At 43.8% G+C, this 22,038-nt stretch carries 24 protein-coding genes; 9 read left to right on the top strand and 15 right to left on the bottom strand.

All coding sequences use genetic code 11. The features are described 5' to 3' along the window. Positions 1-51: 51 nt before the first annotated feature. The 5 genes from ACH0AB_RS01300 to ACH0AB_RS01280 all read right to left on the bottom strand — a co-directional run bounded on the left by ACH0AB_RS01300 (position 52) and on the right by ACH0AB_RS01280 (position 4,032). A complete protein-coding gene (locus ACH0AB_RS01300; protein ID WP_406876862.1) occupies positions 52-954 on the bottom strand; it encodes a histone deacetylase family protein in 903 nt (300 codons plus the stop codon). Between the two features lies 1 nt (position 955). After that, positions 956-1,840, bottom strand: coding sequence for a class II glutamine amidotransferase (locus tag ACH0AB_RS01295; protein ID WP_406876860.1), 885 nt, complete (start codon positions 1,838-1,840; stop codon positions 956-958). 33 nt (positions 1,841-1,873) lie between these two features. Next, a complete protein-coding gene (locus ACH0AB_RS01290; RefSeq protein WP_309596952.1) occupies positions 1,874-2,122 on the bottom strand; it encodes a hypothetical protein in 249 nt (82 codons plus the stop codon). A 146-nt stretch (positions 2,123-2,268) separates the two neighbouring features. After that, positions 2,269-3,036, bottom strand: a complete 768-nt coding sequence (locus ACH0AB_RS01285; RefSeq protein WP_062333511.1) for a DUF3800 domain-containing protein — start codon at positions 3,034-3,036, stop codon at positions 2,269-2,271. Positions 3,037-3,045: 9 nt separating this feature from the next. Then, positions 3,046-4,032, bottom strand: a complete 987-nt coding sequence (locus tag ACH0AB_RS01280) for a homoserine kinase (protein ID WP_406876859.1) — start codon at positions 4,030-4,032, stop codon at positions 3,046-3,048. A gap of 92 nt (positions 4,033-4,124) precedes the next feature. Between ACH0AB_RS01280 and hisF the strand changes: the two genes are divergently transcribed. The 4 genes from hisF (at position 4,125) to ACH0AB_RS01260 (ending at position 7,375) form a co-directional block, all read left to right on the top strand. Beyond that, complete coding sequence (gene hisF / locus ACH0AB_RS01275) at positions 4,125-4,883, top strand: imidazole glycerol phosphate synthase subunit HisF (protein ID WP_036600629.1); 759 nt, start codon at positions 4,125-4,127, stop codon at positions 4,881-4,883. 129 nt (positions 4,884-5,012) lie between these two features. Beyond that, positions 5,013-5,912: a prolipoprotein diacylglyceryl transferase gene (gene lgt, locus ACH0AB_RS01270; RefSeq protein ID WP_159375765.1), complete on the top strand. Its 900-nt coding sequence runs from the start codon at positions 5,013-5,015 to the stop codon at positions 5,910-5,912. Between the two features lie 31 nt (positions 5,913-5,943). Continuing rightward, positions 5,944-6,804 (top strand): thymidylate synthase, encoded by an 861-nt coding sequence (locus tag ACH0AB_RS01265; RefSeq protein WP_406876858.1) that lies wholly within the window; start codon positions 5,944-5,946, stop codon positions 6,802-6,804. A gap of 43 nt (positions 6,805-6,847) precedes the next feature. Next, positions 6,848-7,375: a dihydrofolate reductase gene (locus ACH0AB_RS01260; RefSeq protein ID WP_406876857.1), complete on the top strand. Its 528-nt coding sequence runs from the start codon at positions 6,848-6,850 to the stop codon at positions 7,373-7,375. A 92-nt stretch (positions 7,376-7,467) separates the two neighbouring features. Here the strand turns inward: ACH0AB_RS01260 and ACH0AB_RS01255 are convergent, their stop codons facing one another. The 4 genes from ACH0AB_RS01255 to ACH0AB_RS01240 form a co-directional block, all read right to left on the bottom strand. Further along, a complete protein-coding gene (locus ACH0AB_RS01255; RefSeq protein ID WP_159676776.1) occupies positions 7,468-7,956 on the bottom strand; it encodes a hypothetical protein in 489 nt (162 codons plus the stop codon). A 146-nt stretch (positions 7,957-8,102) separates the two neighbouring features. Continuing rightward, positions 8,103-9,677, bottom strand: a complete 1,575-nt coding sequence (gene lnt / locus ACH0AB_RS01250; protein WP_406876855.1) for an apolipoprotein N-acyltransferase — start codon at positions 9,675-9,677, stop codon at positions 8,103-8,105. 52 nt (positions 9,678-9,729) lie between these two features. Then, positions 9,730-10,629, bottom strand: coding sequence for a CBS domain-containing protein (locus ACH0AB_RS01245; protein WP_007115151.1), 900 nt, complete (start codon positions 10,627-10,629; stop codon positions 9,730-9,732). A gap of 156 nt (positions 10,630-10,785) precedes the next feature. Then, entirely contained in the window at positions 10,786-11,259 is a 474-nt protein-coding gene (locus ACH0AB_RS01240) for a YcgN family cysteine cluster protein (protein WP_144918428.1), read from the bottom strand. Between the two features lie 204 nt (positions 11,260-11,463). Between ACH0AB_RS01240 and ACH0AB_RS01235 the strand changes: the two genes are divergently transcribed. Both ACH0AB_RS01235 and mutY read left to right on the top strand, forming a co-directional pair. After that, positions 11,464-12,204 carry a dienelactone hydrolase family protein gene (locus ACH0AB_RS01235; RefSeq protein ID WP_406876853.1) on the top strand — a complete coding sequence of 247 codons (741 nt, stop codon included), beginning with the start codon at positions 11,464-11,466 and terminating at the stop codon, positions 12,202-12,204. Between the two features lie 202 nt (positions 12,205-12,406). Further along, positions 12,407-13,660 carry an A/G-specific adenine glycosylase gene (gene mutY / locus ACH0AB_RS01230; RefSeq protein WP_406876939.1) on the top strand — a complete coding sequence of 418 codons (1,254 nt, stop codon included), beginning with the start codon at positions 12,407-12,409 and terminating at the stop codon, positions 13,658-13,660. Here the strand turns inward: mutY and ACH0AB_RS01225 are convergent. The 4 genes from ACH0AB_RS01225 to ACH0AB_RS01210 all read right to left on the bottom strand — a co-directional run bounded on the left by ACH0AB_RS01225 (position 13,643) and on the right by ACH0AB_RS01210 (position 17,763). After that, positions 13,643-14,431 carry a uroporphyrinogen-III synthase gene (locus tag ACH0AB_RS01225; protein WP_406876852.1) on the bottom strand — a complete coding sequence of 263 codons (789 nt, stop codon included), beginning with the start codon at positions 14,429-14,431 and terminating at the stop codon, positions 13,643-13,645. The two genes, mutY and ACH0AB_RS01225, sit on opposite strands and share 18 nt — an antisense overlap. A 21-nt stretch (positions 14,432-14,452) precedes the next feature. After that, entirely contained in the window at positions 14,453-15,412 is a 960-nt protein-coding gene (gene hemC / locus ACH0AB_RS01220) for a hydroxymethylbilane synthase (RefSeq protein WP_406876851.1), read from the bottom strand. A gap of 168 nt (positions 15,413-15,580) precedes the next feature. Next, complete coding sequence (locus ACH0AB_RS01215) at positions 15,581-16,318, bottom strand: LytR/AlgR family response regulator transcription factor (protein WP_007115157.1); 738 nt, start codon at positions 16,316-16,318, stop codon at positions 15,581-15,583. A gap of 266 nt (positions 16,319-16,584) precedes the next feature. Further along, the gene (locus ACH0AB_RS01210) at positions 16,585-17,763 is read right to left on the bottom strand and encodes a histidine kinase (RefSeq protein WP_406876850.1); all 1,179 of its coding nucleotides are present in this window, start codon (positions 17,761-17,763) and stop codon (positions 16,585-16,587) included. A gap of 81 nt (positions 17,764-17,844) precedes the next feature. On the opposite strand from ACH0AB_RS01210, the gene argH reads away from it, so the two are divergent. Genes argH through ACH0AB_RS01195 form a run of 3 tightly spaced genes read left to right on the top strand, consistent with a single transcriptional unit; the run spans position 17,845 to position 19,892 of the window. Then, positions 17,845-19,221: an argininosuccinate lyase gene (gene argH, locus ACH0AB_RS01205; RefSeq protein WP_406876938.1), complete on the top strand. Its 1,377-nt coding sequence runs from the start codon at positions 17,845-17,847 to the stop codon at positions 19,219-19,221. 1 nt (position 19,222) lies between these two features. After that, positions 19,223-19,567: a gamma-glutamylcyclotransferase family protein gene (locus ACH0AB_RS01200; protein WP_406876849.1), complete on the top strand. Its 345-nt coding sequence runs from the start codon at positions 19,223-19,225 to the stop codon at positions 19,565-19,567. Between the two features lie 34 nt (positions 19,568-19,601). Next, positions 19,602-19,892, top strand: a complete 291-nt coding sequence (locus ACH0AB_RS01195) for an oxidative damage protection protein (RefSeq protein ID WP_406876848.1) — start codon at positions 19,602-19,604, stop codon at positions 19,890-19,892. A 100-nt stretch (positions 19,893-19,992) separates the two neighbouring features. Here the strand turns inward: ACH0AB_RS01195 and ACH0AB_RS01190 are convergent, their stop codons facing one another. Continuing rightward, positions 19,993-20,559: a hypothetical protein gene (locus ACH0AB_RS01190; protein WP_159375460.1), complete on the bottom strand. Its 567-nt coding sequence runs from the start codon at positions 20,557-20,559 to the stop codon at positions 19,993-19,995. Continuing rightward, positions 20,552-21,955, bottom strand: coding sequence for an AAA family ATPase (locus tag ACH0AB_RS01185; protein WP_406876847.1), 1,404 nt, complete (start codon positions 21,953-21,955; stop codon positions 20,552-20,554). Before ACH0AB_RS01185 ends, ACH0AB_RS01190 begins: the two co-directional genes overlap by 8 nt. Positions 21,956-22,038 lie beyond the last annotated feature (83 nt).

Below are 22,038 nucleotides of genomic sequence, written 5' to 3'. Positions count from 1 at the left end.
CGGTTTATTTTAAAAGCTCTGTCTAACAGGGCTTTTTTTATCTCTTAACACTCACTCATACAGCCTTTTTGCTATGCGAAAGGTATTGCAATGGGCTTCCACCACATCGTCGATGTTTTCTGAGTAGCCACCACCCATCACCACCGCCACTGGAATTCCATGGGCTTTCGCTTGGCTAAATACAAACGCATCACGCTTGGCACAGCCGTCACGGGTGAGCGCAAGTTTACCGAGCTTATCGGTGGCGAGCACATCCACAGCGGACTGGTAAAACAGCATATCGGGTTTCACTTTTGTGATAAGTGCTGGCAGCGTCTCCATTAATATTGCTAAATACGCCTCATCGCCTGTCTCGTTTGGCAAATCAATATCCAAATCGGATGCTTGCTTGCGAAACGGATAGTTTTTTGCGCCATGCATACTGAAGGTAAATACCCGAGGTTCATTTGCCATCAAATGCGCTGTACCGTTGCCTTGATGCACGTCCAAATCCACGGTCAGAATTTGGCTCGCCTGTCCACGTGCCAACAATAAATTACTCGCCACCGCCACATCGTTAAACACGCAGAACCCTTCGCCATGATCGGCAAACGCATGGTGGGTCCCGCCTGCGATATTGAGCGCGACACCGAATTGTTTGGCGAATAACGCACATTCATAAGTGCCGTGGGCAATCACCCGTTCCCGCTCAACGAGCCTTGGTGTCATCTCAAAGCCGATGGCGCGCGCGTCTTTGGCGGGCAATGTTTGCTGTTTTAGATACTGCCAGTACCTTTGTGTATGTGTGGTAAGAATTTCGTCTTCGCTCAATCGCTGCGGGGCAAAAAAATTGGCTTGGGTCAATGTACCCTCCGCCAATAACCGCTCCGCAATCATCGGATATTTTTGCATAGGGAAACGGTGACGCTCGGGGACGTCATATTTAAAAATATCAGAATAAGCGACTTTTATCATATTATAAGCTCGCCCCCACTTTGCGGGCGATGGCAATGCCTTCTTCAATGGTTAAGCGGGTCGGATTATCAGGCGTATCTTTAAATAAAATATCGCCATCCCGAAACATCAAACATTCATCCACATACAGCTGTTGCCAGTGTTCGTTGTACGTCAAAGGAATGGTGGTAATCAAGGTCACTTTATCGGTCTGCGAGGTCACTTCACTAAAATCAATCGCCAGCTCACTGTCAGCGAGTTTTGCCTCACCAAATGGCGCTTTACGGGTGATAAAAAATAGCAAGCTCCCTGCATACGCCAACTGCCAATCGCCATTGCTAATGAGACAATTAAACAAGCCCAACGCCGATAACTCACGACAAATCGTGGTCAAAAACTGGAATAATACGCTGTCACTGGGCGGCTCACTAAACTGTGATTTGAGTCGATTGAGCAGATAACAAAATGCCATCTCCGAATCGGTTGTACCTACGGGCTGATAGTGGGTGGGCACAGGGCTGAGCTGGTCAATAAAATCCATCTGTAATTGGCCATTATGCGCAAACGCCCATTCCTCGCCCCATACCTCGCGGACAAATGGGTGGGTATTAGCCAAGCAATTTGTGCCTTGCGTGGCTTTGCGAATATGGCTAATCACATTCATCGCCTTAATCGGATAACTATTGACTAAATCTGCCACCGGTGAGCAGAAACTTGGCTTGTCATCGTGAAATTGACGTACTCCAGCTTTACGATTACCCTGTGATGGGTCGGGATTTTTTTCAAAAAACACAATACCAAATCCATCGGTATGGATATCGGTCTGCCCGCCCCGCTTGCGAAACCCCGCAAAGCTAAAATGAATATCGGTGGGTGTGTTGCAATTCATACCCAGAAGTTGGCACATGGTGATTAGGGTTCCTTTCTACTGCAATTTTGCTCAGTCGTTATTGGCTAACAAGTCGTCATCCGCTAGTTGCGAGGTGTCATCGATATTATCGAGCAAAGCTTTGGCTTGCTCAACATCTTCAGGGGCAACCCATAGCACACCGCCTGTGTTCAATCCCATCAAATCAACGAGTTGGGTCTGTACGTTGATGCCGTTGTTTTGTAAATAGATGGCGTGGGTTTCTGCCAATAAGTTGGTCGGGTATTCGGCAAGTTTCTGCCAGTTGTTAGTATCATTCATCTTTACTATTCCGAGAATTATGTATATTTTGGTAAAATTAAATTGAAATCAATCATAAAAATGCTATTATTAATAGGTAGTCTGACCTAGGGCTAGACCCTACAGTAGGACTCATCGGGTTCGGCGAAAGCTGAACCCTTTTCTTTTTAACGTATAACTATGCCTAACGGATGACTTTTACTTGCTTGTTTTAATAAAACTGGCATTAGTCTATCAAGATAATTTCTACCACCTTTCTTTTTAACATATTGATTAGTAAAAAATTTCTGCCCCAAGAAATAAGCATTAACATCGGCTAATTGAATAAAATAAGAATGTGCAGAATCACGATGAATTGCATCTTCTATTACCCATTGTGTGGGCATCATACGATAGCCTGAGCCCAAGTTAAAGCTATTTGGGACAGGATTATATCTTCTCATTCGTCGGGTTAAATTTCTTAATTTTATCTCATCAGTTTTATCAACAAATAACAAAGCTGAATCAGTTGCATTGTTTGAACCAATAAAATTGTGATGATAAAGTGTATTTTCGATACGCTGAATAAGCGTTTGCCAAGCAAGGCTAAAAATATCACTATTTAAAGATTTATTCTTTTTGTTTACCACCACGTTCACAATTTGATAATTAAGTAAACTTGCTTGAAAATCAATAACATCTCGTAACAGCCTGAGCCGTAAAGACTTAGGAATTCTCTGAAAATCACCAGGTTTGTGAATAAAATGAGAACAGTGAATTTCTTCTCGTAATTTAAAACCATAGCTTGCTCTCAGTTCTTTTCTAAAGCCAATCACTGAATTTAACGTGGTTTGCCAATGACTTTCATGAACTACGATAGCACTTAAACAAAAATAATTCGATGGACTATTTACCAAGCCAGTATCACCGCTTTCATCCACATACACAAGAAACATTGAATATCCTTATTTCACGCTCGCCCAATGAAAGCTGGCTAGGCGTTTCATCAAATCAGGATTTTTCACCATAATATTATCGCCCGTGCGACCTTGCTGACGGTTATAATAAATCACATTCAAACGCAGCAGCCAAAACGTCACGCCCGCCATAGCAAGCATAACTGGCAATGCCTTTTTCTCATCATCGCTCAAAGCGCGTTTGCTCTCGTAGCCTTGTAAAAACGCTTGCATTTTGGCGTCATCAAAATTCACCGCTTCGCCATCATTGGCGTTACCCCAAGTGGTGCAAAAATCATTAATGGTAATCGCCACATCCATCACAAAATGTTCAACACTGACTTCGGTAAAATCAAGCAAACCTGTGAGTATTGGCTGGGTTTCATCACTAAAATCCCACAGCGTGTTATCGGCAAACATGTCCAAATGACATAAACCTGTTGGCAAATTTTTGCTCGCTACGGTTTCGTACGCTTGCCAAATATCATTCATCAGTTTGGCTTCATCGCTTGGCATAAACTTGGTTTCACGGTCACGCACCAGATGCCAAGGATATAACTCAACGCCATAGTTTTGTGCAGGGGTCAAGGTTTGCAAGGTTTGGTGAAGAACGGCTAAAGCCTCGCCCATTTGACGGCACATATCAGGCGTGGTTGCTTTCGGGTGACCGCCCGAGAGTTTTGGTGACACCACAATGGCTTTGTTGTCAAAATACAGCAAAAACTCGCCGTTTTTGGCGGCTAGCGGTGCTGCTACGGGTAGCTGGTCTTTTAATCGGTTGAGGATAATCGCCATTTTTTGAATTTCATGCGGTTTGCGTTCTTCAAACAAGGTAAACACATAAGACGGCTCGCCGGCTTTGTCCGTGGTTGTTTCAATAAACCAATTACTGTTTTTGATACCCTGTGTGATAGGTATGGCTTTGGCAAAATCCACGCCAAATTGTTGGCAAAAATCACTAAATTGTTGGTCAGTCAACTGGGTATATACAGACATAAGGCATCCTTGAAGCGCAGCACACCGATAAAACTGCGGTAATGGCAAAGTAAATTTGATAAACTTACGGCTATTATAGAAGGAAATCGAATATGTTAGCAAAACGAATTATCCCTTGCCTTGATGTTGACAATGGCCGGGTGGTCAAAGGTGTGCAATTTGTCGACATCAAAGACGCGGGCGACCCTGTTGAAGTGGCGCAGCGCTACAACGAACAAGGCGCGGATGAAATCACTTTTTTGGATATCACCGCTACCCATCATGGACGCGATACCACCTATCACACGGTTGAACGCATGGCAGAGACCGTATTTGTACCGCTGACCGTGGGCGGCGGGGTGCGCAAAGTCGATGACATTCGTCACTTGCTAAACGCGGGCGCGGATAAAGTATCGATTAATTCAGCGGCAATTTTTAACCCTGAATTTGTCGGTGAAGCGGCAGCGCGTTTTGGCAGTCAGTGTATCGTGGTAGCGATTGATGCCAAAAAAGTGGGTGACAATCAATGGGAAATCTTTACCCATGGGGGACGCAAAGCGACTGGTATTGATGCGGTGGCATGGGCGGTCAAAATGGCAGGGTTTGGGGCCGGTGAACTGCTTGTGACCTCGATGGATTCAGATGGTACCAAAAACGGCTATGATATCGCCCTGATGAAGCGCATTACAGATAGCGTAAATGTGCCAGTGATTGCCTCGGGTGGCGTCGGTAATTTGCAACACTTGGCAGATGGGGTGCTGCAAGGCGGTGTTGATGCGGTACTAGCGGCGAGTATTTTCCATTTTGGCGAATATACCGTGGGGGAAGCCAAGCAGTTTATGGCACAGCAAGGCATTGAAATGCGCTTGTAATGGCGAGCCTTGTGAGAACGATAGCCGTTGGTAATAACTAAAAGGGCACAGCAAAAAATAGCCCAAACTAGCCAAAACTGCTATGATATTGGCATTTTCGATAATGACTAAATTGCCATGTTTCCACTAATTTTAACTCACCCGCAATGGGATCCTGTCGCTCTGCATTTGGGACCTATCCAAGCCCACTGGTACGGGCTGATGTATTTACTGGCTTTTGCTGCCGCTTATGCGTTGGCTTGGTATCGCACTAAGTCACGCCCAGACTGGAATGCCGACATGGTCGCTGACCTGGTATTTTATGGGGCGATGGGCGTGATTCTAGGCGGTCGTATCGGCTATGTGCTGTTTTATCAATTGAGCGAATTTTTAGCCAATCCGATGTATTTGTTCAAAATCAACCAAGGCGGCATGTCGTTTCATGGGGGATTTTTGGGTGTCGCCATCGCAATGCTATTTTTTGCCCGCAAATATCAAAAGAACATTTGGAATGTGCTAGATTTTATTATTCCCTGCGTGCCAACCGGACTGCTGTTTGGGCGTATTGGCAATTTTATCAATGGCGAATTGTGGGGTCGAGTATCTGACGGTGGTTACAACTGGCTGATGCTGTTCCCGCAAGCGGTTAATGAAGACAATGAGCTGCTCAAACAAACCCCTGCCCTGCAAAGCCTTGCGCAAACCTTTATGATTGATGGCAACAATTATTTGTTACTCCCCCGCCATCCCTCACAGCTGTATCAAGCTTTTACCGAAGGGGTGGTACTGTTTGTGTTGGTTTGGTGGTTTGCCAGCCGGCCGCGTCCGCGTATGGCGGTTAGTGGCTTATTCGTGATGGGCTACGGTATTGCACGTTTTATTACCGAATTCTTCCGCCAACCTGATGCTGACCAAGGTTTTATTTTATTAGGGTGGATGACAAAAGGGCAAATGTTAAGCCTACCGATGATTATCGGTGGTTTGGTTTTATTGATTTGGGCGTATAAAAACCAAATCTATGATTGGGGCCATCAAAAGAATGTGGACTAACAAAGAAAACTAACCAAGGAACTCATCACCCATGATTACGTCAAAAAATGAACAAGCCTATTTGGATTTACTTAAACTGGTGCTAGATAACGGCATACAAAAAGGCGACCGTACGGGCACGGGTACCATCAGCTATTTTGGCGCGCAGATGCGGTTTGATTTGAATGAGGGTTTTCCACTACTCACCACCAAAAAAATCCATACCAAAAGCGTGATTTATGAGCTGCTTTGGTTTTTAAAAGGCGATACCCATGTCCAATACTTGCAGGACAATGGGGTACGCATTTGGAATGAATGGGCAACCGCCGAGCAAACAGCTCGCTTTGGCAAGCCTGAAGGCGAACTTGGCGCGGTATACGGACACCAGTGGCGCAACTTCGGGGCAAGCAAAAAAGCGGACGGCAGCTACCATTCAGACGGTTTTGACCAAATCAGCTGGGTGGTCAATGAAATCAAAAACAACCCAAACTCGCGCCGTTTGATTGTCTCTGGTTGGAATCCTTTGGAGGCCAACGAAGTGGCCTTGCCCCCTTGTCATACCCTGTTTCAGTTTTTTGTCGCCGATGGCAAATTATCTTGTCAGTTGTACCAACGCTCGGCGGATTTGTTTTTGGGTGTACCTTTTAACATCGCCAGCTATGCCTTGCTAACCCATATGATAGCCCATGTGACGGGGCTTGGCGTCAGTGAGTTTGTGTGGACGGGCGGCGATTGTCATATCTATAACAATCATTTACAGCAAGTGCATGAGCAGCTTAGTCGTGAGCCGTTTGCCCTACCCGAGCTTTGGCTCAACCCTGACATTACTGACATTTTTGCCTTTGATTTTAACGATATAAAAATTAAAAATTATCAAAGCCATGCCACAATTAAGGCTGAAGTCTCTGTATAAGCTTGCAGCCCAATACCAAAACTCACAACAATAAGGATAAATCATGAGTTATTCTAATGTGGAAGTCGCCCAAATCGTGGCGATGAGCCAAAACCGCGCCATTGGCAAAGACAATCAATTACCTTGGCACATCTCTGAGGACTTGAAACATTTTAAAAAACATACCAATGGCGGTATCGTGATTATGGGTCGCAAGACCTTTGAATCCATGGGCGCAAAACCCTTGCCCAACCGTACCAATTTTGTGATTACCACCAATTTGGATTACCAAGTGGATGATGATGCCGTCATTGTGATGCACAACCTAGATGACGCACTGACCCAAGCCTCATCGCTCGCGCATGGTAAAGGTTTGCAAACGATTTGGGTAATTGGTGGCGAGAAAGTTTTTCAACAAGCCCTACTGTTTAGTGATCGCTTAGAAATCACCCATGTCGATACTGTGATTGACAATGCAGCGGCGTTTTATCCAGAGATTACCAGTGATTTTGTCAAAACATCAGAAAGTGAAAAATTCACGGATGAGCAAAGCGGGTTGAGTTATCAGTTTGTCACTTACCAAAAAGCTTAAGCTTGACAATGGCGACTTAGCGCACAAAAAAACCACGTTATCTAACGTGGTTTTTTTATGTATCTGTGGTTTTTTATTTAGATATTGATGTTTTATTTTGATTGTTCTTGAGATTTGACCGCTGAGGCAACAGGTGGTGCGATATTTGGGGTTTCACCTGTTTTGGCTTTAATCTCTGCTTTGGCTTCAGCCGTTGAGGCATTACGCGCTTCAATGGTCGATGTTTTTGCAGTAGCCGTTGGTGCAGAAGATGGCGTCATCGAGGCATTATCTGGGCTGGCAACCGTGGCATTTGGACCTGTTGCGGTGTCTGCATTGGCAGTGGCGGTGGTGGTTTCACCCGCCGCAGGTGAGGTTGCCGCAGGCGTCGAACCTGCTGGTTTGGCAGCGGCAGCAGCAGATGCAGCAGCTTTGGCTTCCACTTCAGCATTGAGTTTTGCAACGTCGACATGGTTACCAGCGGGGCGAACAATTGCTGAAATAAGGATTAATAAAACCACGCCTAGAAACGCTAAAACGCCAATTAAAGAATAACTAAGTTCTTTTTTGACATTGTTTTCCACGACTTCATGATGAGCCATCGTAAACCTCACTGTAAATCATTGGGGCAAGAGTTGTTGAATCTAAATGAATTCAAATCTAATTTATAACTATTATACGGAACTTTGTAACCATTATATACTAAATTTTTGCAATTGGTGACAAAACCTTACTGCATCTAAGGTTTTTAACGTGTTTTACGAACCAGCCAACTAATCAGTAGCAATAGCGCTGCCAGTGCTAAGATAGGGTAACTACCCCAGCGCATAAATGGCGTATTACCAACGCGCGATTGGATCTCACCCCGTAGCACTGTGCGTTCAAAGGCTGGCGCTTTGGCAACAATATTGCCTTTATCATTGATAATGGCGGTCACGCCAGTATTGGTCGCGCGCATAAACCAGCGACCGGTTTCAATCGAGCGCATTTGCACCATTTGTAGATGCTGTAATGGACCTGCCGATGTGCCAAACCAAGCATCATTGGATACGGTCAATAAAAAGTCGGTATTTTTGGCATTGCGGCGGGTGGTATCAGGATAGGCGACTTCATAACAAATCGCCACCCCGACTGGGTGGTTTTTGACTTGCAAGGGCGCTTGGTGCGCAGACCCACTGCGAAAACTCATGGTGCCGCCCATCAAGTTTGGTAATGCCCAATCTAACATGCCTTCAAACGGGATATATTCGCCCACGGGTACCAAATTTTGTTTCTTGTATAAGCCTTTGGCATCGGCGCCCAAAGCAATCACACTGTTGTAAAATGGCTCGTACTTATCAACTTTTGGGTCGTATTCATTGACATCCACATACGGAATACCGGTGAGCCATGCGCTATTGCTTTCGCGGGCTTGGGCAGCAATTTGGCTGATAAAGGGCATGGCGTCGGTTTGAAACATCGGAATTGACGACTCTGGCCATAAGATAATGTCCTGACCCCATTCCGTTTTACTTAAACCTGCATAGATACCCAGCGTTTGGATTTGGTATTCTTGCAGCCATTTTAAGTCCTGCGGAATATTGCCTTGCACTAAAGAGACTTTCAGATTTGGTGTGCCTTTGGGGGTCGTCCATTGCGGGGCAATAAGCCACAGCGCCACGCTTGCCAGTAACATCACAGATGAGGGAATTAAAAAACGGTATTTTTTTCGCGCCGCTTCCACCAGACTGGCTGAGGCGAACACTGATACAAAGCTCAGCGCCAACACCCCAAAAATTGGGGCAAGGCTCGTCAGCCAAGGTTGCGCTGTATAAGCATAGCCCACAAATAGCCAAGGAAAACCTGTAAATAGCCAGGTTTTTAACCACTCTTGTACCACCCATAATGATGCAAAGCTTAGCGGCTGTTTTGCCACAAAGCGGTTAAAAATGACCGCCAAGGCACCATGAAACAATCCCATTCCTAAGCCAACAAAACCAATCATCAGCAAGGCTAACAAGGTAGGGGTATCACCATAGGTATGAATGGAGGTAAACAACCAAAACGCGCCCACGCTCCACAATCCCATACCATACATTTCACCGAGCCAAAACGCCCGCCAATTTGACATTGGGGGCAATAATAGCCAATACAGCACCAGTGGCGACAACAGTGCCACTATCCAAAAATTGTAAGGCGCTAACGCAAAGATAAATGCTGCACCCGCAAGCCAAGCCAGCACCAGTTTAGGTAACAGCGGCTGTTTGGTATTTGCAGATTTGGCACTATCGTGATGAGATTGTACAGAAAGTTGCTTTTTTAGGGACTGGGTAGTAAGACGCATTGGCGGGTATTGCCTTTAGGGTTAAACGGTTTTGCAAACATAAGTAATTGGACTAATCGTCGAGCTGATTATACCCTTTAACCAGTTCAATTTCTTGGATAAATCGACCATCTGCTGACAATACCGTCAAACGACAATCGTCAATAAAGACGGTTTGACCCAACACCTCATTGACTTCGCCAAGCTCTTGCATGACCAGTCCGCCCATACTAGTGACATCCTCACTATCAAAATGGGTACCTAGCTGTTCATTACAGTCTGAGACTGAGGTGATGGATTGCACAATCCATGTGTCAAGCTGGTTGGGTACAGGCACTATATGATTGATATCGGTATCTTCTTCGATATCGTCATGCTCATCGATGATATCACCGACAATTTCCTCGAGTAAGTCTTCCATCGTCACCACGCCTGATGCCACCCCAAACTCATCGATGACGATTGCCATATGAATTTGATTTTTTTGAAATAGACGCAGCAGGTTGTCAGAACGCGCAGTTTCACTGATATAAATTGGCTGACGTACAATTGCCTCAAGATTGAAATGGTCAATGTTTTGACCTTGCGCCTTGGCGACCAAAAACGGAATCAAATCTTTGGCAAGTAAGATACCCATCACTGTGTCTTTGTTGTCATCGATAAATACAGGATAACGCGAGTGGGCGGTTTCCATATAGAGCGACATGATATCTTGCAAGTTTTGGTGCTGGGTGATGCCTGCAACGTGGCTGACAGGGGTCATGATTTCTCGCACTTGAATGGCGGGTAAATCTAGCACGCCCTCTAACATATCGACGGTGTCGGGCGCCAAAAATCGACGCGAATCATGTACCAATTTGACTAGTTCATCACGGGTTTCAGGGGCGGTGGATAGCCAGCGTTTTAGACCGCGTGACCAGCTACTGCCTTGCTGTTTGTTTGACAGGTGTGAACTCGAATTGTCGTCTGACATAGCCGACGAGACCCTCATATGGCGAAAGATTTTTTTACCTTACCTTAAGCCCATGATGATTGCAATGGTATTTTTCTTAATTTTATTGTATTAATTGGCTAATTTTACTCACTCATCAGCTTGCTCGGTGCTAGTAAAGTCTCGAATAGCCAAGCACTATTGGCGAATCCAATGAATCACCCGTTCTTCCTGCTCTAGCTCAGAAACTTCTGTTTCAGACTGACAGCGTCCCGCCACGCTGATATTTTTTTGCCGCATCATAGTTTGTGTCACGGCGGCATCTTGAGTAAGTAATAAATGCCAGCTTGGCAGTGGTTGCCCGTAGTACAAGCGCTTGTAGGCACAGCTTGCCGGTAGCCAATACATCTCGCCAACGTTATCGATGGTTAGGCTGATGCAGTCGGGCACATAGTCGCGCCTTGTTGGATAATGCTGGCAAGCCCCTGTGGTACAATCAAGCAGTCGACAGGCGACATCACTGTATTCAACTTCATCGGTGTCATCGTCTTTAAATTTAATCAAACAACACGCCCCACAGCCATCGCACAAGGCTTCCCATTCAGCTTGGGTCAATTGTTCTAACGAAAATCGCTCCCAAAATTGCGGGCGTAAGGTAACAGATTGGCTCATTATGTTTCCAACTTTCGGCTTGTATAAAACAGTGACAGTATTATAACGGAAAATACGATGATTTCAGTATACAGTAGTGCCTATATTAACCGTTGCACTGACTTGCCACGCTCTCATTAGCGTATGAATCCAGCGTTTTTATAACGCCAGTGTCTTATAACAATAGCAACCAATCATATATTTACCATAACATAAGGATCCATGATGCCAATTCAAATTTTACAACTCGAATCTACCACCACCGATGGCGTGGAGCTCAAAAGCTATGTCTGTCTACCAGAATCAGCGAGCCACGACAATCCTGCCCCAGCGATTTTGGTGGCGCCTGAATGGTGGGGCGTGGTTGAGCACCCACAAAAAGTCACTGAGCGTTTAGCCGAAGCGGGTTTTGCTGCCGTCGCCATGGATGTGTATGGCGAAGGTAAACTGACCACAGATGCCGCCCAAGCCAATGAATGGATGAGCCAAATGCTCGCCGACCAAGACATGTTGATGGCGCGCTGTAAACTCATTATGGATGACTTTACTGACCTTGAAGCTGTTGACACAAACCGTCTTGGCGCAATTGGTTTTTGCTTTGGCGGCAAAATCGCCCTAGACATGGCGCGTGAAGGTTTCCCGCTCAAAGCAGTGGCGACTTTCCACGGCAACCCTGCCCCAAAACAACCGGCACAAAAAGGCAAGTTCACCGCCAAAGTATTGGTCGCACATGGTGAAGCCGATAGCATGGTGTCGATGGATGCGATTGAAGGGCTGAAAAAAGAGTTGGATAACGCCGATGTTGAATACACAGTCGATGTGTACGAAGGCGCCAAACACGGCTTTACCAATCCTAATGCCGACAAACGCGCCGAAGAAAATGGCGTGGATTTGGGCTATGATGCAGATGCCGCAAAAGCCAGCTGGGATGAAATGATTGCGTTTATGCAAGACAATCTTGTATAACATACAGCCGCTGCATCGTTAGCCCCAAAAGCAATATCCCTCATGATATTGCTTTTTTTATGTCTATGTCCTAGTTTTAGTCAAGATTTTTAGCCATCTTATCAGTCAGTATTGAATCCTAACTAGAAAGTCTTATATAGCTATCACGATATTAACCCGATGGTGAATTTTGAACGCACATCCGAATACAAACCCCTCAACGATGCAAATTCCTAATCAGCACTTAAGCCACAGTCATACCGAAGCGCATACCGAAACACATACCGAAATAGAGCTTGATAGTTTTGCACCGCGTATTTTGACCTGGTTTGACCATAGCGGGCGTCATGATCTGCCGTGGCAGCAGCATCAGCTTGACACGCCAGACCCCTACCCGGTGTGGTTATCTGAAATCATGCTACAGCAGACCCAAGTGGCGACGGTAATTCCTTATTTTGAGCGATTTATGGTAAGTTTTCCCACCGTGCAGGATTTGGCAAGCGCATCTTGGGAGCAAGTCGCTGAGCACTGGGCAGGACTGGGTTACTATGCGCGTGCGCGCAATCTGCATAAAGGTGCCAAGCAGCTGGTGGATATCATCGAGCAAACTGGCAAATTTCCGCAAACGGTTGCTCACTGGGAGCAGATTTCAGGCGTGGGTCAATCTACGGCAGGCGCGATTGTGGCGATGGGTGTCAGAGCTGACCAATATGGCGGTGAAAGGGGGGTGATTTGCGATGGTAATGTCAAACGTGTGCTGACCCGCTGGGCTGGCATTGACGGCGATATCACCAAAACTGCCACCACCAAAGCGCTTTGGCAACTCGCCGAGCGCCTAACACCGACCCGTGACAGTGGGCACTATGCGCAAGCGATGATGGATATGGGGGCGACGCTATGCACCAAAGCCAAACCTGCCTGCCTACTGTGTCCCGTGCAAGCCGACTGCGTGGCAAACGCCCAAGGTAAGCAAAGTTTTTATCCAGTAAAAAGTAAAAAATCGCCCAATCCGTCTAAGTTTTCGCTAGCGTTAAAGCTGGTTTGCGATGGCAAAACCTTGTGGCTACAACGTCCTGACACTGGGATTTGGGGTGGACTGTGGTGTTTACCATTGGCCTTTGTCAAAAAACAACAGGGGGCAAAAAATACAGTCGCGCCGCTACTGGCAACCTGGCAGCAAGAAGCGACGTTTGAAGCCGAATACAACACGGCTGAGCAGATTATTTTTGCGTTCTTACAAGCCGAGCAGCTGCTAAATATCGAGCAGGTTAACTTAGATAGTACTGATACTGTCAAACATAGCCTTACCCATTTTCATTGGTTTTTGACTCCCTTAACGATTTCGTTGAACGCCGAGCAACGTGAAAAATTGACTAAAAAATTGCAACAAGCGATGCAGTCGTTGTCTTGGGTGAAAAATACGCAGATAAATAGTTTGGCAAAACCGAAAGCCATGCAGCTATTGGTGAGTAGTTAATGCTTGTAGAATCGTCGCAGGCATTAAGTCAGGGATGATAGTTATGTTAAGATTAGCGTGCTGTAATAACATTTGCTCTGCAATACGCGACTGCAATACCAAATAATAACAACTAGCAACCATTTCAGTACCTGCTGTTAGTTGTTGCCAGTTTTGCCAGGCGGTCAAACTTGAGATGAGTACAATGATGGGTTGGTTGTGGCTCTGCGTTTGTTGCCAAATCGCAAATGTTTGGGTGGTTGTGCTTGGTAGAACCCGTTGGTACAAGTTTAGCAAATGTACTTGCACATCTTTTGCCGCCAATGTATCTGCCAATAATTCTCGTCCGCCGATGCCGCGCCATACCTGCAAATAATCGCCTTTACCAAGCGCTTGGATTACCGGCAAATTCAATAGCCCTTCATTGTTTTGCGCGCGTTTTTCATCAGGAAAAATAATGGTAGGTGGTGGCAACTCTGTGAGCTGCTGCCAGGTTTGGTTAAAGTAATTTGCGGTTTTGTCACCCACCGCCACCCATGTAATCTTTTTGGACAATTCCGTTAGCTTGACTAAGGTAGCAAGCCTCGCTAAGCCATACTTTACTGCCGCTTCGCTGACTAGCACCACCACTTGATAACGGTCAATCGATTGTAAACCTGCCTGCTCTGCCACTGTCATCGGCTTTTCTACCAACGTCAACAGCGGCAGGTCAATCACTGTAACGCCATGCTGACGCAAAAATAGGCTTAGCGTCTTGGCTCTCTGATCAGGTCTGGTATTGATAAATTGCATGGCTATGCGTATCGTTCAATATCAGCGGTCTTGATAAATCTGCGCCAAGATTTTGTCCGCACCTTGTGCAATGAGCGCTTCAGCCACCACCACGCCCATGGCTTCAGCAATTTGCTCAGACTCCCTTGCGTCATCAACTAACGCGTTATGATGCTCTGCTTTTAACAAGGTTTTACCATCTACACTGCCGACCCGACCCTTTAAATAAATTTGTCCATCTTGAATGGTAGCAAAGCCTGCAATCGGCACTTGGCAACCACCCTGTAAATGACGATTCATGGCGCGTTCTGCCATCACGCATAGACGGCTTGGCTCGTCATTGAGCGGTTCTAGTAGTGCCAGCACATCGGCATCATCACTTCGGCATTCAATGGCAAGCGCACCTTGTCCGACCGCGGGCAGACTGATATGCGTATCGAGTTCATGGCGGATACGATCGGTAAGCCCCAAACGCGTCAAGCCACTGGTTGCCAAAATAATGGCATCATACTCACCTGCATCTAGCTTGGATAAGCGCGTGCCTACATTGCCGCGTAGGCTGATAATCTCTAAGTCAGGACGATATTGCTGAATTTGGCATTGACGGCGTAAACTTGATGTACCAAGTTTAGCGCCTTGTGGCAACGCATCTATACTTTCATAGTGATTTGATATAAACGCATCGGTTGGCTGCTCACGCTCACAATATGCGCCAAGCGTCAGACCTTCAGGGAGCACCATGGGTACGTCTTTGAGCGAATGCACGGCGATATCGGCACGTTTTTCATATAAGGCTTGCTCAAGCTCTTTGACAAATAAGCCTTTGCCGCCGATTTTGGCCAGCGGGGTATCTAGGATTTTGTCGCCTTGGGTGACCATCGGTACTAGATTGACGGTCAGGCTTGGGTACAGCGCTTGCAACCGCGCTTGGATGTGTTCGGCTTGCCACAATGCAAGCGGGCTTTGGCGAGTGGCGATATTTAAAGTGGTTAACGTAGTCATAGCAGTATCTTTTTTAGCATTCGATAAAAATGCCTAACTCTCTAAGCTAGGCATTTGTCAGATGGGTATCTGTCATTAATTCAGCGAGTTAGGCAACAGTATAGCAAAATGTCAGGCTAATTACTCTTACGACTCATTGAAGTAGACGCAAACATACGAAAGCCTACGCTACATTGATTGGATTTTATCCCGTAGTAATGGTAAATGACGGCGGCTGATGGCAAGCTTGTCGGGCAAGCCTTTGAAACACACTTGGTACTGGCCTTGGTCAATCGCTTCAAGCATTTCTAGGTAGTTAAGATTGATTAATGCATTGCGATGGATACGAAAGAACGCATCACCAAATTCTTGTTCAAGCTCTTTGAGCGTTTCATCAATTAAAACCGTGCCACCTTTATGACGGATTTGCACGTATTTTTGGTCAGCCGTAAAGTAATAAATATCTTGCAGCGCAATCAGCTCCACACCACGATGGGTACGCGCCGCAATATGCTGACGATTGGACTGTGCTAGCGGATCTTCTAATCGACTGATTTCATTGAGCTGTGCATTACTAAGCGTTGATGCTCTCGCTAGCGCCTGTAACACTTCTTCTTTGTTGGCAGGCTTTAGCAAATAGCCAACCGCGTGTGCTTTGAATGCGGCAATCGCGTAATGGTCATACGCGGTCACAAAAATAATGGCGGGCGCATTATTAAGCTCATTGAGCTCTTGGGCGCAGCGGATACCATCCATTCCTGGCATCCGAATGTCTAACAAAATTACATCGGGTGCGAGTTCTTTGACTTTTGCAATGGCCTCCATACCTGTGGCTGCCAGGGCAATTACTTCATGTCCCTCTTCTCTTACGATACGCGCCAACCTCTCTCGGGCTAGTGGCTCATCGTCACAGATCACAATTCTCACTGTTTACTCCTTTGCTCCTTTGAGGTCAAAAACACATGCCTTTAACCCTACAAATCTTACGTACTTCAAAATCTTATGCCAAATCCAACACAACCTCTTTGTGAGCAATCAAACCCTTATAAAATAGCGCTTAACTGATTAGATAAACTAATAAACGCATTTTATTAAGTAGATGCTAATATATCATAGTTTGTTAAATAAAATGTAAAATGCCGCGTTAGATTGGTGACTTTTTTATGCCAATTCCGACTAACAAAATAAATGGGCTAAAAAGCTGCGACATCTTTGAGGGGATAACGAATTTGAGTCACTAACAAATGTCCAGATAATTCAAAGTGAATGCTGGCTTCATGACCAAAATACTGACGCAAAATTGCCACTTGGCTATTAAACTGCAGTTTTTGGTGAATATCGTGACAAATCAGCTGATATGTCGTGGCTGGCAGCTCAATTTCGATATCAATTTTGACAACATCGTTTTGCCAATCGATACTAATAATAATGTGAATGGGGTCGGTGCTGTTTTCAACAATCAGTACGATCAGTTTTTCAATCACTATTTGTAGCGATAACGAGGTAATCACCATGTCATAGAGCAAATCTTCATCGGGCAAATGCCAAGTTACCTTCAGCTTTTTATCAAAACGGTATTTTTCGATGCTCAAATAGCTTTCGCATAGCGCCATCTCATCAAGGAGCGCAATCTCACGCGTCTCATCAAAGCTCACCCGATACAGATTTGAGATATGACAAATCATTCTCTCGGCTTCATACGCATCGGTTTCTATCAGATATTGCATAGTATTGAGTAGATTAAAGAAAAAATGCGGGGTGATACGCGCCTTTAACTGCTCGTTTTGTTCAATGAGTTTTTGTTGGGTACGCAGTTCAGCGCGGCGAATATTTTGGTACTGTATCTCAAAAAAGGTGAGCAGCACCGCTATCATCAAAAAGGCACATAAAGTATTCACCAGGGTTTCTAGTATCAGCGTATTTAAACTGACTTCATAGCCCAGTGTGAAAAATAACAGCAACCGACCTAGCAAACTCAGTACCGGCACGATAATAAACGAGGTCGATAGCAGATAGGCGGTGATTTGTTTTGAACGCCAATTAAATTCTCTGAATTTTTTGGCAGAATTCGCCACAAAAACCATTTCACCCGTCACAACTAAGCTAGTAATCACCACCGTTTCAATGCTATGACGGATAATCAAACTGATATCATGGGTAAAAGTTAACAGCGTTACAATCGAAACCAGTGAATAAAACGCGATATAGCTTGCCCACAGTTTGATGGTCTGTTTTTCGCTCAGATTGGGCAGGAAAAAGGTGCTGGTGAGCGGCTCTTTAATCCGCTTGAGTGAAATTTGTGAGGCATCCTCAGTTTTTGCTATACTAGCCCTAGATTTTGCAGAGGGAAATAACAGCTCCAGCAATCTCATTGTCTTTATTCCTTTCAAACTTACACAAAAAATGGACGTATTATGAGCAATCAAATTTCCGCTGATTCTAGCACATCTAGTATGTGGGGTGGACGTTTTAGCGAAGCCACCGACAGTTTTGTCGCTGAATTTACCGCGTCTGTCGGATTTGACCAACGTTTTGCCAATCAAGACATCGCAGGCTCGATTGCTCATGCCACCATGCTTGCCAAAGCGGGCATCATCACCGAGGCGGACAAAGACCAAATCGTTGGTGGTTTAACCCAAATCAAACAAGAAATTGCCGATGGCAAATTTGTATGGTCGGTGGCGCTTGAAGACGTGCACATGAATGTGGAATCTCGTCTGACCGCTATCATTGGCGATGTCGGCAAAAAACTGCATACAGGGCGTAGCCGTAATGACCAAGTTGCAACCGATATCCGTTTATATCTGCGTGACCAAACCGATATTATTTTAGGATTGTTAAAACGCCTACAAACGGGCTTACTTGATTTGGCAAGCCAGCATACCGACACTATCATGCCAGGCTTTACCCATCTGCAGACCGCGCAGCCTGTCAGTTTTGGTCATCATGTGATGGCATGGTTTGAGATGCTAATGCGTGATAGCGAGCGCTTGATTGATGGTCGAAAACGTATCAACCAAATGCCTCTAGGCGCCGCAGCGCTGGCAGGTACGACTTATCCGATTGAGCGGGAATTTACTGCCGAGCTATTAGGCTTTGAAGGGATTTGTCAAAACTCATTAGATGCCGTATCCGACCGTGATTTTGCCATTGAATTTGCCAGTAGCGCAAGCCTGTTGATGATGCATTTGTCACGTATGAGTGAAGAAATCATCTTGTGGATGTCAGCGCAATTTGGATTTGTGGTCGTCCCCGATCGTTTTTGTACGGGCTCATCGATTATGCCACAAAAGAAAAATCCCGATGTGCCCGAGCTGGTACGGGGTAAAGCAGCACGCGTGTTTGGCGATATGATTACCCTATTGACCTTGATGAAAAACCAACCGCTGGCTTACAACAAAGACAACCAAGAAGATAAAGAGCCGCTATTTGATGTAGTAGATACTGTAACCGGCTCCCTACTTGCCTTTGCTGATATGATGCCAAACTTAATTCCAAACAAAGAAAATATGCGTGCCGCGACCATGAAAGGGTATGCGACCGCCACCGATTTGGCGGATTATCTAGTACGTAAAGGCTTAGCCTTCCGCGACGCGCATGAAGTAGTGGGTAAAGCAGTAGCGTTAGGTGTGCAAAAAGGCGTAGATTTGAGTGAATTATCGCTCGATGAGCTTCAAGGCTTTAGCGACTTAATTGGTGAGGATGTATTTGAATATCTGACCCTTGAAGGTTCGCTCAATGCCCGTAACCACATTGGCGGTACAGCGCCTAATCAAGTCAAAATGGCGATTGAACGTGGTCGTCAGCGTATCGAACAATTAGGTCATTAATATGCCAAAACTGTTCTCGTATGGCACATTACAACAAGAAAATGTACAGCTTGCCATCTTTGGGCGTACACTGGTGGGTAGTAAAGACCAACTCATTGGCTACCAGTTGGGTGAAATTGAAATCACCGATGAAGATGTGCTCGCCAAAAGTGGCAAACGTTTTCATTCGATATTACTTAAAACCAACAACCCAACCGACAAAGTGGCAGGTGTGATTTTTGACATTACCGATGATGAGCTTGCCCAAGCCGACCAATACGAAGTCGATGCCTACGCACGAGTGGAAGGTCACTTTGACAGTGGCGCTACCGCTTGGATTTATGCCGATGCAAGCGACTTAGACTAGCAACTTAGACTAGCAACTATTAACAGGATAACAAATGGAAACTTATAACCCCGCTGACCACATGGTCATGTGCCGTAAATACAAACAAAAGCTACCCAAAATGCCAAAACCGCCGTTTCCTAACAAGCTTGGTGAAGAACTGCAAAACACCGTATCTGCCAAAGCGTGGAACGAATGGCTAGAGCACCAAACCATGCTCATCAATGAAAATCACTTAAGCATGATTGACCCAAAAGCCAAAAAATTTATTACCGAGCAGCGCAATAAATTTTTGGATAATGAAGACTATGAACGCCCAAAAGGCTGGACGGCTAAGAAATCATAGAATTTTAATAAATTATTATAATTTACGTTGACAATGTATAAAATCTTCTTTGTCAACGTGAGTTAAATGTGTTTGAAAACTGATAAATGAATCTTCTTTCTTATAGCTCTCCTGTTGTCAAAACTTCAATTCTACCAGTCATCCCCGAAAGTTTGTTATTCAATTCAGTTTTAAACAAATCTAATTCTTTAGGGTCAGTATCATTCTTAAGAACTATTACTAAATGGTATTTAGGATAAATGTTTTCATTTCTTATTCGCAATATTCTTTCATAACAAGCGATAGATCCCATCCATTTACCTTTTACTTCTTCAGTAGTTTCCAGCCATAATTTTTTTTGTGTTCGTTTTAACCCATCATGGTCTAAACTCTTTACAAAATTTCTTACATCAGTAGAAGTATCTCTTAATAATGCTTCACACTCTATACAGTCCTTAATATCATTTTTTAAATCAGTGAGTTCTATTAAATATATATGGGAGGTGTCATTGCTTTTATATCTAATATAATCAACTATTTTTAAACAACCTTTACTCTGAAACTTTAATAATGGAAAAATCCCCTTATCCCCATCTAACAAAAAAGCCTTTCTGTTAGACTTTTCAATATAACCATTTTTATCAGCAGAATGCTCAATATATTCTTCATTTATAACAGAATCAATCATCAAAGAAACCTTGCTTTCTAATATTCATTCTTTGGTAAGGTTTTAACAATTCTGCTCTTGCAGAGTTCAGTTTATCAATTGGGAGTTCACCATCTAATTCTAATAAGCCACCATTGTTTGTAAAATATGTTGTTGAAATAAAAGATTTATCTTCAACTAAATCCTTTTCTTTTAAATTTACTTCTAAAGCTTTTAACATATCTGAACTATGAGTAGCTATAACAACATTTACACCATTATTAGCTAGTTCAACCAAAATTTCTGCAAGCAAAATCTGCCATTCAGGATGTAAGTTTGACTCTGGTTCATCTATAAAAATAAATGAGCCTCTAGTTATAATTTCTTTTTGAAGTAAGGCATGAATCATTCCAAGATTAGTCATACCAAAGGAAATAAGATTTTTTGGAATTTCTCTTGAAGTTATATTATCAATATAAGTCAATGTTCCTTTATCAAATTTAAAACTGCCTTGCAAAATTTCTTCAATTTTTTTTGCTAAGTGTTCAAATTCGTTTTTACCAGTAGTTGTCAAATTTAAATTAAATAATCTATCTAAGTCATAAAAGTATTTTGGAACACCTGTAAGTATGCGGTTTTCATAATTTTCAAATCTTGCAACATCCTGCCTATATATTAATGCTTCTCTAACTTTCCAATAGGCTGGAGATTCAAAAAAGACAATTTCGTTTAAACTTCGTATACTTTCCGAAAAATCTAACTTTAAATCAATATCATTGTTAGAACCTCTATTTATTTGATATTCAAATAATCTGTCTATTGAAATAGTTGCAAAGTCTTCTTTAAATGATATAAGTTCATTTGATGACTTAATTTGGAAGTTGCTGTTTAATTCATTATTGATTCTTGAGATTATAAACTCATAGTAAGAATTTGGACTATTAGTTATTTTTTTCTCAATTGAAACCAGTCTTTGATTAGATGCTTGTAAAAGATGTTCAATTGAAGCAAATTTCGTTTTAGTGCCTTTAATTCGTTTTTCAAAATTTTGGAGTAATCTTTTAAGTCGCTTAGTGTTAGGTTCAAGCCTTTTAATTGTTAAAAGATACGACTCTAAATCCAGAAAATTTAACTCTTCTAGTCTTTGCTGAATCTCATTGGTAGCTTCTCTAAGTAAATCTATTTCTTCAATATCAGTTTTGCTCTTTCGAGATAAATTTTCTGTCAATATTTGTAAAAGCCTATCTATAACAGCAATTTCCTGATTAATACTGTCTCTAAACAAATTTTTATTCAAAGTTGTTAAAATAGAATATAATGATTTAGTAAAAAAACTTTTACCACTACCATTTGCTCCTGTGATAATAGTCAAAGGGGTTATAGGAATTGTAGCATTTCCTACTTTGCCTAAATTCTTTATATGAACCTCAAAATTCATAAGATACCTTATTATAATTATCCAATATAGCTAATCTTTTCTTAACTTGAAATTATGTCACAAAAATGTTAAGACTTAAACTT

Origin of the sequence: Moraxella sp. 179-F 1C4 NHS (assembly GCF_045370505.1) — a bacterium.
GTDB lineage: Bacteria > Pseudomonadota > Gammaproteobacteria > Pseudomonadales > Moraxellaceae > Faucicola > Faucicola tetraodonis.
The sequence above is the reverse complement of the archived record's forward strand: the minus strand, read 5'-3'. Positions and strand labels throughout refer to the sequence as shown.

Excerpts from the sequence above, each read along its gene's own strand:
- ACH0AB_RS01255 (WP_159676776.1), bottom strand. The coding sequence starts at position 7,956 with ATGGCTCATCATGAAGTCGTGGAAAACAATGTCAAAAAAGAACTTAGT.
- ACH0AB_RS01260 (WP_406876857.1), top strand. The coding sequence starts at position 6,848 with ATGAGTTATTCTAATGTGGAAGTCGCCCAAATCGTGGCGATGAGCCAA.
- ACH0AB_RS01195 (WP_406876848.1), top strand. The coding sequence starts at position 19,602 with ATGGAAACTTATAACCCCGCTGACCACATGGTCATGTGCCGTAAATAC.
- ACH0AB_RS01285 (WP_062333511.1), bottom strand. The coding sequence starts at position 3,036 with ATGTTTCTTGTGTATGTGGATGAAAGCGGTGATACTGGCTTGGTAAAT.
- ACH0AB_RS01295 (WP_406876860.1), bottom strand. The coding sequence starts at position 1,840 with ATGTGCCAACTTCTGGGTATGAATTGCAACACACCCACCGATATTCAT.
- ACH0AB_RS01240 (WP_144918428.1), bottom strand. The coding sequence starts at position 11,259 with ATGAGCCAATCTGTTACCTTACGCCCGCAATTTTGGGAGCGATTTTCG.
- hisF (WP_036600629.1), top strand. The coding sequence starts at position 4,125 with ATGTTAGCAAAACGAATTATCCCTTGCCTTGATGTTGACAATGGCCGG.
- ACH0AB_RS01300 (WP_406876862.1), bottom strand. The coding sequence starts at position 954 with ATGATAAAAGTCGCTTATTCTGATATTTTTAAATATGACGTCCCCGAG.
- argH (WP_406876938.1), top strand. The coding sequence starts at position 17,845 with ATGTGGGGTGGACGTTTTAGCGAAGCCACCGACAGTTTTGTCGCTGAA.
- lnt (WP_406876855.1), bottom strand. The coding sequence starts at position 9,677 with ATGCGTCTTACTACCCAGTCCCTAAAAAAGCAACTTTCTGTACAATCT.
- ACH0AB_RS01185 (WP_406876847.1), bottom strand. The coding sequence starts at position 21,955 with ATGAATTTTGAGGTTCATATAAAGAATTTAGGCAAAGTAGGAAATGCT.
- ACH0AB_RS01245 (WP_007115151.1), bottom strand. The coding sequence starts at position 10,629 with ATGTCAGACGACAATTCGAGTTCACACCTGTCAAACAAACAGCAAGGC.
- ACH0AB_RS01200 (WP_406876849.1), top strand. The coding sequence starts at position 19,223 with ATGCCAAAACTGTTCTCGTATGGCACATTACAACAAGAAAATGTACAG.
- ACH0AB_RS01265 (WP_406876858.1), top strand. The coding sequence starts at position 5,944 with ATGATTACGTCAAAAAATGAACAAGCCTATTTGGATTTACTTAAACTG.
- ACH0AB_RS01190 (WP_159375460.1), bottom strand. The coding sequence starts at position 20,559 with ATGATTGATTCTGTTATAAATGAAGAATATATTGAGCATTCTGCTGAT.
- ACH0AB_RS01280 (WP_406876859.1), bottom strand. The coding sequence starts at position 4,032 with ATGTCTGTATATACCCAGTTGACTGACCAACAATTTAGTGATTTTTGC.
- ACH0AB_RS01290 (WP_309596952.1), bottom strand. The coding sequence starts at position 2,122 with ATGAATGATACTAACAACTGGCAGAAACTTGCCGAATACCCGACCAAC.
- ACH0AB_RS01210 (WP_406876850.1), bottom strand. The coding sequence starts at position 17,763 with ATGAGATTGCTGGAGCTGTTATTTCCCTCTGCAAAATCTAGGGCTAGT.
- hemC (WP_406876851.1), bottom strand. The coding sequence starts at position 15,412 with ATGACTACGTTAACCACTTTAAATATCGCCACTCGCCAAAGCCCGCTT.
- mutY (WP_406876939.1), top strand. The coding sequence starts at position 12,407 with ATGCAAATTCCTAATCAGCACTTAAGCCACAGTCATACCGAAGCGCAT.
- ACH0AB_RS01225 (WP_406876852.1), bottom strand. The coding sequence starts at position 14,431 with ATGCAATTTATCAATACCAGACCTGATCAGAGAGCCAAGACGCTAAGC.
- ACH0AB_RS01235 (WP_406876853.1), top strand. The coding sequence starts at position 11,464 with ATGCCAATTCAAATTTTACAACTCGAATCTACCACCACCGATGGCGTG.